The 8732-nt window shown below is 68.9% G+C and carries 8 protein-coding genes; 5 read left to right on the top strand and 3 right to left on the bottom strand.

What is annotated here, in order from left to right:
• Nucleotides 1–762: 762 nt before the first annotated feature.
• The gene (locus ACFFC4_RS08180; protein WP_375499620.1) at nucleotides 763–1533 is read right to left on the bottom strand and encodes a hypothetical protein; all 771 of its coding nucleotides are present in this window, start codon (nucleotides 1531–1533) and stop codon (nucleotides 763–765) included.
• Entirely contained in the window at nucleotides 1533–2027 is a 495-nt protein-coding gene (locus ACFFC4_RS08175) for a SigE family RNA polymerase sigma factor (protein WP_375499618.1), read from the bottom strand. Before ACFFC4_RS08175 ends, ACFFC4_RS08180 begins: the two co-directional genes overlap by 1 nt.
• A gap of 211 nt (nucleotides 2028–2238) precedes the next feature.
• Here ACFFC4_RS08175 and ACFFC4_RS08170 point away from each other — a divergent pair, with 211 nt between their 5' ends.
• Complete coding sequence (locus ACFFC4_RS08170) at nucleotides 2239–2415, top strand: hypothetical protein (protein ID WP_375499616.1); 177 nt, start codon at nucleotides 2239–2241, stop codon at nucleotides 2413–2415.
• Nucleotides 2416–2953: 538 nt separating this feature from the next.
• Here the strand turns inward: ACFFC4_RS08170 and ACFFC4_RS08165 are convergent.
• Nucleotides 2954–3544: a hypothetical protein gene (locus tag ACFFC4_RS08165; RefSeq protein ID WP_375499614.1), complete on the bottom strand. Its 591-nt coding sequence runs from the start codon at nucleotides 3542–3544 to the stop codon at nucleotides 2954–2956.
• Between the two features lie 147 nt (nucleotides 3545–3691).
• On the opposite strand from ACFFC4_RS08165, the gene mobF reads away from it, so the two are divergent.
• From mobF to ACFFC4_RS08145, 4 genes are all read left to right on the top strand, one after another.
• A complete protein-coding gene (gene mobF / locus ACFFC4_RS08160; protein WP_375499612.1) occupies nucleotides 3692–7765 on the top strand; it encodes a MobF family relaxase in 4074 nt (1357 codons plus the stop codon).
• A gap of 108 nt (nucleotides 7766–7873) precedes the next feature.
• Complete coding sequence (locus ACFFC4_RS08155) at nucleotides 7874–8119, top strand: type II toxin-antitoxin system Phd/YefM family antitoxin (protein ID WP_375499610.1); 246 nt, start codon at nucleotides 7874–7876, stop codon at nucleotides 8117–8119.
• Nucleotides 8120–8139: 20 nt separating this feature from the next.
• Nucleotides 8140–8397 (top strand): Txe/YoeB family addiction module toxin, encoded by a 258-nt coding sequence (locus ACFFC4_RS08150; protein ID WP_375499608.1) that lies wholly within the window; start codon nucleotides 8140–8142, stop codon nucleotides 8395–8397.
• Nucleotides 8398–8483: 86 nt separating this feature from the next.
• A complete protein-coding gene (locus ACFFC4_RS08145) occupies nucleotides 8484–8687 on the top strand; it encodes a helix-turn-helix transcriptional regulator (protein ID WP_375499606.1) in 204 nt (67 codons plus the stop codon).
• Nucleotides 8688–8732: the final 45 nt, after the last annotated feature.

Genomic DNA, 8732 nt, shown 5'->3' with positions numbered 1-8732 from the left:
AGTCCGCGTAGGCCATGAGCGCGACGAGGGCGTCGCACACGATAGCCACGATCGCGAAGATCAGGACGGCGCGGGCCCGGCCAGCCACAACAAACCGTTCACCCGACGCGTTCACATCCGGTGAATAGGCGACCAAAGACAATACGAGCAGTTGAGCACTGCCGCGCTGTCATGCCGCGTTGAGCGCTGCGCGCTCTTATGCCGCGTTGCGCGGCGGTAATCACGATGAACGGGCGATACTTCCCTGGTGATCGAGTTCCGTCTTGACGCGCTTGCTGGGCTGATCTCGGTCCCTAGGCGCTGGGACGGCAAGAACGTGTCATCGAAGGGGACCGTGCGAAGCGCCTTTCGGATCCTCTCGGGTCGCCAGCCAGCCGTAACGGATAGGTGGTCGACCTACAGCACCGCCATCAACGACCGGCACCTGACGGTTGGTCGGGCCTACGTCGGGGTGAGGTCTGTCGCGCTGAGCGCACGCCGCGCCCCTTCGCGGCGCGAACACTGGTCTCTGGATCCAGACTTCGTCGTTGTGACCGTCAGACCATGGACGGTGCGGAGATCGAATGGGGCATCCGCGCTAGCGCCCTCGACCAAGCCCTGCGACTGCTGGGTTCGGTAGCTGTCGACTAACGGCCACCGCGCTCTCATGCCGCGTTGAGCGCTGCCGCGCTCTCATGCCGCGTTGAGCGCTGCCGCGCTCTCATGCCGCGCTCTCATGCCGCGTTGAGCGCTGCCGCGCTTTGCCATCTGGGACGGCTCCGTTCAGTGTGCCCAGCGTGGGCTCGCGGCGATGGCTTGCATCTGCTTCAGGCTCAGCGGTGGGTTGCGGCGGGTCTGCGGTGAGTCCTTTTCGGTGGGGGCGTTCCATTCGTGGATGGACACTTTCACCCCGTCTCGGCGGAGGATCTCGAGGTACCACTCCTTGGCTCCTCGGGATGGGTCAGCGGGGTATTCGTAACTCTTGAGCGCCAGGATCTGTTCGCCGGTACTCGCAGTGGTGCAGGCCCCTGCCGGCCAGGTGCTGCCGTCGTCCTTGCATCCGACGGGTTTGGTCTCGTAGGGGTGGATCGGTGGGTAGTCGAGGCCGACGCTGACCTGTGCGGCGCCGTTCCCGTCGTTGATCACGACGTCGACGTTGGTGTTTTGCGCGTCCGAGCGGGTGGTCCGGACCGTCCACGTACCTGGCAGTAGCGCGGTGAACGTCGCGACGATCTGGGTCGGGGTGAGCCGAGTCGGGGTCGATGGTGCAGCCGTAGAGGTAGCGGCGGAGCTCGGCGGACTCGTCGTCCCGACGCTGACCGGGGCCGATCCGGTGGACCCGGACTGCTGTGCGTTGCGGTTGTGGCCGGCGGTGAGCACGGCCGCAGCAGCTGCGGCGACGCAGGCGGCAATCCCAATGCCTGCCGCGATCGGTACCCAATTTCGGCGTGCCGGCCAAGCAGGCCGGGTGTCCAGGGCGCCGGTGACTCGCTGGACCGAGTCGTCGTCGACATAGATGCTGCGGTAGTACCCGCGAAGGTCATCGTCGATCATCAGGATGTCTCTCTGTTTTGCGAAGGCATGAGCGCCTCGGGGTCGGTGCGCAGCGCGGCCAGCGCGCGGGATGCGTGGCTGCGCACAGTGCTGATCGAGCAGCCGAGTGCGCGGGCGATCTCGTCGTCGGGCAGGTCCGCGAAGAAGCGCAGGGCCAGGACGGCTCGTTGGGTTCGAGTCAGCGTGGCCAGCTGAGCGGCCAACGCGGCGCGGTCCACGTACTGCACCGCCGGATCGGGTTGGACGGCTTGTGTGACGTCCGGGACTGGGATCAGCCTGGACCACTTGCGTCGCCACGAGACGTACTCGTTGACCAGCATGCGACGCACATAGCTGTGTGGGTCGTCCAACGCGGATACATGCTCCCAGCGCTGATGGGCCTTGATCAGCACGTCCTGTACGAGGTCCTCACTGAGGAACTTGTCGCCCGTCATCGCGATTGCGAACCCGATCAAGGTCCGCACGCGCGCGTCGACGAACTCCTCGAACGTCATGCAGTCACCTCAACTCGGCACTCATCCTTGGACACAAGACACACGATCGAGCAGGCCAAAATGTTGAGACCAACCGTCGACCTTTCGAAACTGACATCCGCGTTGAGTCCGCTAGCTGAGATGATGGCGCCGTGGCCAACATGCGACGGCGGGATCCGGAGCCACCCCCAGGCCTGCCTCAGATCAAGCACACCCCGGCATAGCCGGCGAGATGATGCAAGAGCTCGCTCCATTGCTCGCCGAGGAGGGGTCCGACGTCGACAACCTCGACGTGGAGGACGTCGAGACATTGCAGGCCGCGCTGGATCGCGCCGTCGAACGACGCAACATGGCTTGTTCACTCCGGTCGGCGAAGCACGGGCGCTGGCGTCGACCACGCTGCGACTGATCGCCGAGGCCATCGAAAACGGCGACACGACCCTTGTCGGTGCGATCCTCGAATCCGTGCCGCCGGAGGCACCCGCAGGCGCGGCGACCGTCGCCGGCCGCATCGGCGTGTCCCTCGACGTGCTCGACAGCTGGCTGGGAGGCAAGCATGGCTTTGCTCCCGCCGAGCTTGCCGCACAGGTACGGCTACCCGCCGGGAACTGGATCGGCGAACGCACGGCAACGGACGTGCTCTCTCGCAGGCAAAGGGCGCGCCTTCAAACCGCTGCACACACTGAACGTTCGTCAGGGCCGGCAAGCACCTGCTGTTCGGCTCGGCTCTCGCGGTTGCCGCGGCTCCGCAGACCTAGTCGCGGCTCGCCGATGCCTCGGTCACGGATGTGGCCGCGAAGCACCTGCGCTGACGGCAGGGCATCGACGCGCGTCTCGGACGAAGCTTGAAGTCACGCGGGTCGATAGCCGGCTTCTGCCAGCCAGAGGCGGGCTCGGCCGAGCCAGCGTTCCTCGCTGTAGAGGCGCCAGGCGTCGACGAGGTCGGGCTACTCGGCGATGCGGGATCGGAACCGGGCGAAGGCGCCTTTGCCGGTGATGGCTTCGGTCAACGGGCCGGCCATCAGCGAGGGGACGATGTCGGCGATGAACCGCTCCATGTCGCGGTAGGCCTCTCGCGAGCCCAGCGCGTCGACGTAGAGCCACTCGTCCTCGACCGCTTGCTCGTCCTCGTCGAACTGGTCGGGCAACTCGGCGAATAGCAGGTCCGGGAGTGCTTCGCCGGTGCGGACGTTGAGTCGTCCACCGCAGTGGTGTTCTCCGCCTTGCAGCAGATCGACGAGCTGGTCCAGGTCGAGCGGGATCGGCGGCAGAGCTGAGCCCGCGTCGTCGCCGAGGGCCTGTTCGAGTTGGGTGCGGAGCTCGTCGTCTCCGTCCCACTCCCGTTCGCTCAGACGGGTGACGATGGCTCGGGCGACCCCGGCGGCGCCCGGGGTCTGCTGGGCCAGCGCGACCAGGACAGCCTGGCCCGCGATCTGGGGTAGCTCTCGCGCTACCTCCACGGTCATCACGGCGACGATCCCGGCGCCATCACCCCGGTAGACCGCACCGCCCAGACGACGGCGACCCTCGAAACCCACGCCGCAAGTCTCACCGGCACAACCGAACCACTGCAACCAGCCGCCGCTCTCCCCCACCGAAGACGACGACGATCGCCGAGCACCTCACACGTCGCCTCACAGAACCGAGATGCCACACACCTGGTGCATTCCGGGCCCGTTCCCGGGATGGGTGGCATACCCCTGTTGGACGGTGTGCGGGTGATGGGTCTGCACAAGCTCGCCGCGGGCAGCGGGTACACGTATCTGACCCGCCAGGTCGCGGCCGGCGACGACACCAACCGCGGCTATTCGACCCTCGGGACGTACTACGAGCAGAAGGGCGAGTCCCCCGGTGTGTGGCTGGGCAGCGGGATCGCGTCATGCGGGTCCACCGTGCCAAACATTTTCGAGATCCCGGTCCTCGAGGCCGGCGGACGGGTCTACGAGCGGCAGATGGTCGCGCTGTTCGGGGAGGGCCGCCACCCCAACGCGCACGTCATCGAACGTGACCTCGCCGCCCAGGGTGTGCGCGGGCGCCGGTTTCATCGGGCGACGTTGCTGGGGCGGGAGTTCCGCACCTACGAGGGCACGAGTGAGTTCCAGCAGCGGCTCGCGCAGGTCTATCGGGAGCACAACGAGACGCACGACCGGCCCACGAACAGCGCGATTGACCCCGAGGTGCGTGCCGCGTTCCGGTCGAGTTTGGCGCGGACAATGTTCGCCGATCAGCACGGCCGAGCACCCGCGGATGAGCGTGAGCTATCCGGGTTCCTGGCCCGGTCCTCGCGCCCGGCGGCGTCGACGGTGGCGGGGTATGACCTGACGTTCTCGCCGGTGAAGAGCGTGTCCGCGTTGTGGGCGATCGCGCCGCGGGAGGTGTCGGAGCTGATCGCCGAGACCCATCACGACGCGGTCGCGGACACGATCAGCTGGCTGGAGAAGCACGCCTGCTACACCCGCCGCGGTAACGGCGGACCCGCCCAGGTCGAGACCACCGGGTTCCTCGCGGCCGCGTTCACCCACCGCGACTCGCGCGCCGGTGACCCGGATCTGCACACCCACGTCGCCGTGTCGAACAAGGTCTGCGCCCTCGACGGGACCTGGCTCGCCCTCGACGGGCGAGCGCTGTTCAAGAACAAGGTCGCCGCGTCCGAGCGGTACAACACCCGCCTGGAAGCCCTGCTCACCGAACGGATCGGGGTCCGGTTCGCCGACCGCGCCGCGTCGGACGGGAAACGTCCGGTCCGCGAGATCGTCGGCCTCGACCCCGAACTGCTGCGTGCCTGGTCCTCGCGGCGGGCGGACATCGAGCCCGCACTCGCCGAGCTGCGGACCCGGTTCCAGGCCGAGCACGGACGGCCACCGACCTCGGTCGAGGGCCAAGACCTCGCGCAGCAGGCCACCCTCGCGACCCGGGAGGGCAAGCACGCGCCCCGTGCGTTGGGCGAGCAACGCGCCGCCTGGCGCGCGGACGCTGCCATCGTGCTGGGCGGGGAGCAGGCCGTCGACCGCGGCGTGCGGGACGTATTGACACCCACGCTCGCGCCGGCCCGGCGGCCGCTCGACGTCGACGCGCTGGCCCGCGACGTGCTCGCCACGCTGGAGCACGACCGCGCGACCTGGCAGATCAACCATGTGCGCGCCGAAACCGAGCGACAGGTGCGCTGCCATGACGCCGTGCCAGACTTTCGCGCCAACCAGCTCGATGCGCTCGTCGACACCGTCGTCGAACGGGTCCTGTCCCCCGCCCTGTCCGTGGCCTTGACCGCTCGCCCGCAGCTCGAGGAACCCGCGATCCTGCGGCGCTCGGACGGCACCTCGGTCTACGAGATCGCCGGCTCCGCCCGCTACAGCTCCCCCGCCATCCTCGAGGCCGAACGCACCGTCCTCGACCTCGCCGACCGCCACGACGGACGCCGGATCGACACCTCCGTGGTTTCGCTGGCGCTGCTCGAGTCGGCCGCTAACGGACTCACCCTCGGCGAGGACCAGGCCGCCATGGTCCGTGACCTGGCCACGTCAGGTGCGCGGGTGCAGCTCACGCTCGCCCCCGCCGGAACCGGCAAGACCGTCGCCATGCGCGCCCTCGCAGCGTCCTGGACAGCCGACGGAGGGACGGTCATCGGGCTCGCCCCCTCAGCCGGAGCAGCGCACATCCTGCGCAGCGAACTCGCCGAACACGCCTTCGCGGCCGACACCCTCGCCAAGCTCGTCGACGCCATCACCACCGGCCGCGCAGTCCCAGACTGGGCCACCGCGATCGGCCCGGACAGCCTCGTGATCATCGACGAGGCGGGCATGGCCGGCACCCTCGACCTCGCCACCGCCATCAAGTTCGTCGTCGAGCAGGGTGGGTCCGTGCGGCTCGTCGGCGACAACCGGCAGCTCGCCGCCATCGGCGCCGGCGGCCTGCTGCGCGACCTCGAACGCACCCACGGCGCCGCCACCCTGCACACCGTCCGCCGCTTCACCCACCCCGACGGACGCCCGAATCACGGCGAAGCCGCCGCCTCCCTCGCCCTGCGCGAAGGCGACCCGACCGCGATCGCCTACTACACCGACCACCACCGCATCCACGTCGGCGACACCACCACCAGCCTCGAACAGGCCTACCAAGGCTGGGCCGCGGACCGCGCCGCCGGGCTCGACAGCGTCCTGCTCGCCCCCACCCGCAACCAGGTCCGCGACCTCAACCTGCGCGCCCGCCACGACCGGCTCACCACCTCAGACACACCGAACGGGCACGAGGTGGCCCTCACCGACGGCACCAGCGCCTCGGTAGGCGACATCATCGTCACCCGACACAATGACCGCCGGCTGGCCACCTCGGCCACCGACTGGGTCACCAACGGCGACCGGTGGACGATCACCGGCGTCCACGCCGACGGCAGCCTCGATGTCTCCCACACCCACGCCCGCCGGCGCGCCCTCCTGCCCGCCGCCTACGTCAGCGAGCACGTCCAACTCGGCTACGCCGCCACCATCCACGCCGCCCAAGGACTCACTGCCGACACCGCCCACGCCGCCGCCACCGGTCAGGAAGACCGCGGCCTGCTCTACGTCGGGCTGACCCGTGGACGTCTGGCCAACCACCTCTACCTCGACATCACCACCGGCACCGACCCCGACGACGTCACTCACACCGACGCTGTCCATCCCCGCACCGCGGCCGAGATCCTCACCAGCGCGCTCACCCACGAGGACACCGCGACATCGGCCACCAGCGAACAGCACGCCGCCAGTGATCCCGCGCTGCTGCTGGGCAAACAGGTCGCCCAGTACCTCGACGCCCTCGACGTCGCCAGCCGGTCCCTGCTCGGGCCCGAGAACCTGGCCCGGCTCACCGGCCGCGCCGAACAGATGGTCCCCGGGGTCACCGACTGCGACGCCTGGCCGGCACTGCAGCACCAACTGATCATGACCGGCCTGGACGGCACCAACCCCTACGACACCCTCCAACGCGCCGTCGACCGGCAAGACCTGAGCAGCGCGGACGACCCAGCAGCGGTCCTGGCCTGGCGGATACAACCCGAACAACGCCACGGCAGCAGCACCGCCCCGGCGCTACCCGCCGTCCCGAAGAGCCTAGAAGCCGACGACTACTGGCACCGATACTTCGACCGCCGCCACGAACTCATCGACCGTCACGCCGCCGCCCTGCGCACCCAGGTCGCGCAGTGGACCCCGGCCACAGCACCCACCTGGGCCGGCCCGCTCATCGAGCGTGACCGCGACCTCGCCGCAGACCTCGCCGTCTGGCGCGCCGGCCACAACATCCCCGACACCGACCTACGACCCAGCGGCCCACGTCGCACCGACTACGCAGGCTGGAAGGCGCAACGCGACCTCGACCGACGCGTCGAGACCCTCCTCGGATCCGCCGACTCGGCCACCGGCCGCTGGCACGACTGGGCGACCGCCGTCGCTCCGCGGATCACGACCGATCCCGCCTGGCCCCAGACCGCCGCCAATCTGGACACCGCCGCACGCGCCGGCCTGAACCGACCTGCCCTCACGAACATCGCCAACGAGCAGCCGCTGCCCGATGAGCAACCGGCCGCGGCACTGCACTGGCGCATCGTTGCCACCACGAACACCGCCACCGACGACACCTCCCGGCTACCGTCGCCACCACCCGGCACACGCACGCGGCTACAAGCGCCCGCCGAGAAGCCGGCGATCCCCGCGCCGCCGCCGACCATGGACTACGCACGAGCACTCGGGAACGGACCCAGGAATCAGCCAGGCAGGGGCAGATGACAGGGCCGACAACGCGGTGGCGTGGTGCTGACCCGGCGGGGTTTCAGATCTTCTCCTCGCCGCCCCCTCAATGGTACCGTATCTGGTACCAGACCAGAGGAGTTCGTCATGGCGATCACCGCGTCCGAAGCCCGCAAGAACCTCTTCCCGCTCATCGAGCAGGTCAACGACGACCGCACCCCCGTCGAGATCACCTCCAAACGCGGTGACGCCGTCCTGATGTCCCGCGCCGACTACGACGCCCTCGAAGAGACCGCGCATCTGCTCCGCTCCCCCGCCAACGCCCGTCGCCTGCTCGAAAGCCTCGCCCAGGCCCACCGCGGCGAACGCGAAGAACACCAGCTCGAACGCTGACGACGTCACCCGGGCACCCGATGCGCGTCGTCTTCACCCCGCACGGCTGGGCCGACTACACCCACTGGCTCACGGCCGACCGAAACAACGTCAAACGCATCAACCGACTCATCGACGACGCGCTCCGCGACCCCTTCACCGGCATCGGCAAACCCGAACAACTACGTCACGCCCTCACCGGCGCCTGGTCGCGCCGCATCACCGAAGAACACCGACTCGTCTACCTCGTCGACGGCGACGACCTCGTCATCCTGCAAGCCCGCTACCACTACAGCTGAACCCGGACTGGTGGCATACCCCCGACCTACCGTGCAACGACCAGCTCGAGTCAGCCCGAGTCGAGCACAGTCGCAGGAGACCGACCATGAACGAACCAGACGAGCTGATGACCACCGCGGAGGTAGCGGCATTTCTCCGCACCCCGGCCCCCACAGTGCGCTACTGGCGTTCGAAGAACGCCGGCCCGAAGAGCTTTCGGCTGCCGCGCCGAGTCGTTTACTGGCGCAGCGACGTACTCGCCTGGCTCGCCGATCAGCAGAGCGCCGACGGCCAACCCAAGGCCTCCTGACCGGCCCGGGTGCCACGCCGTGACACCGTGCCAGACTTTCACTGA

Source organism: uncultured Jatrophihabitans sp. (assembly GCF_964244045.1).
Classification (GTDB): domain Bacteria; phylum Actinomycetota; class Actinomycetes; order Mycobacteriales; family Jatrophihabitantaceae; genus Jatrophihabitans.
Note: the sequence above shows the minus strand (reverse complement) of the source record. Positions and strands in the feature narration are given on the sequence as shown.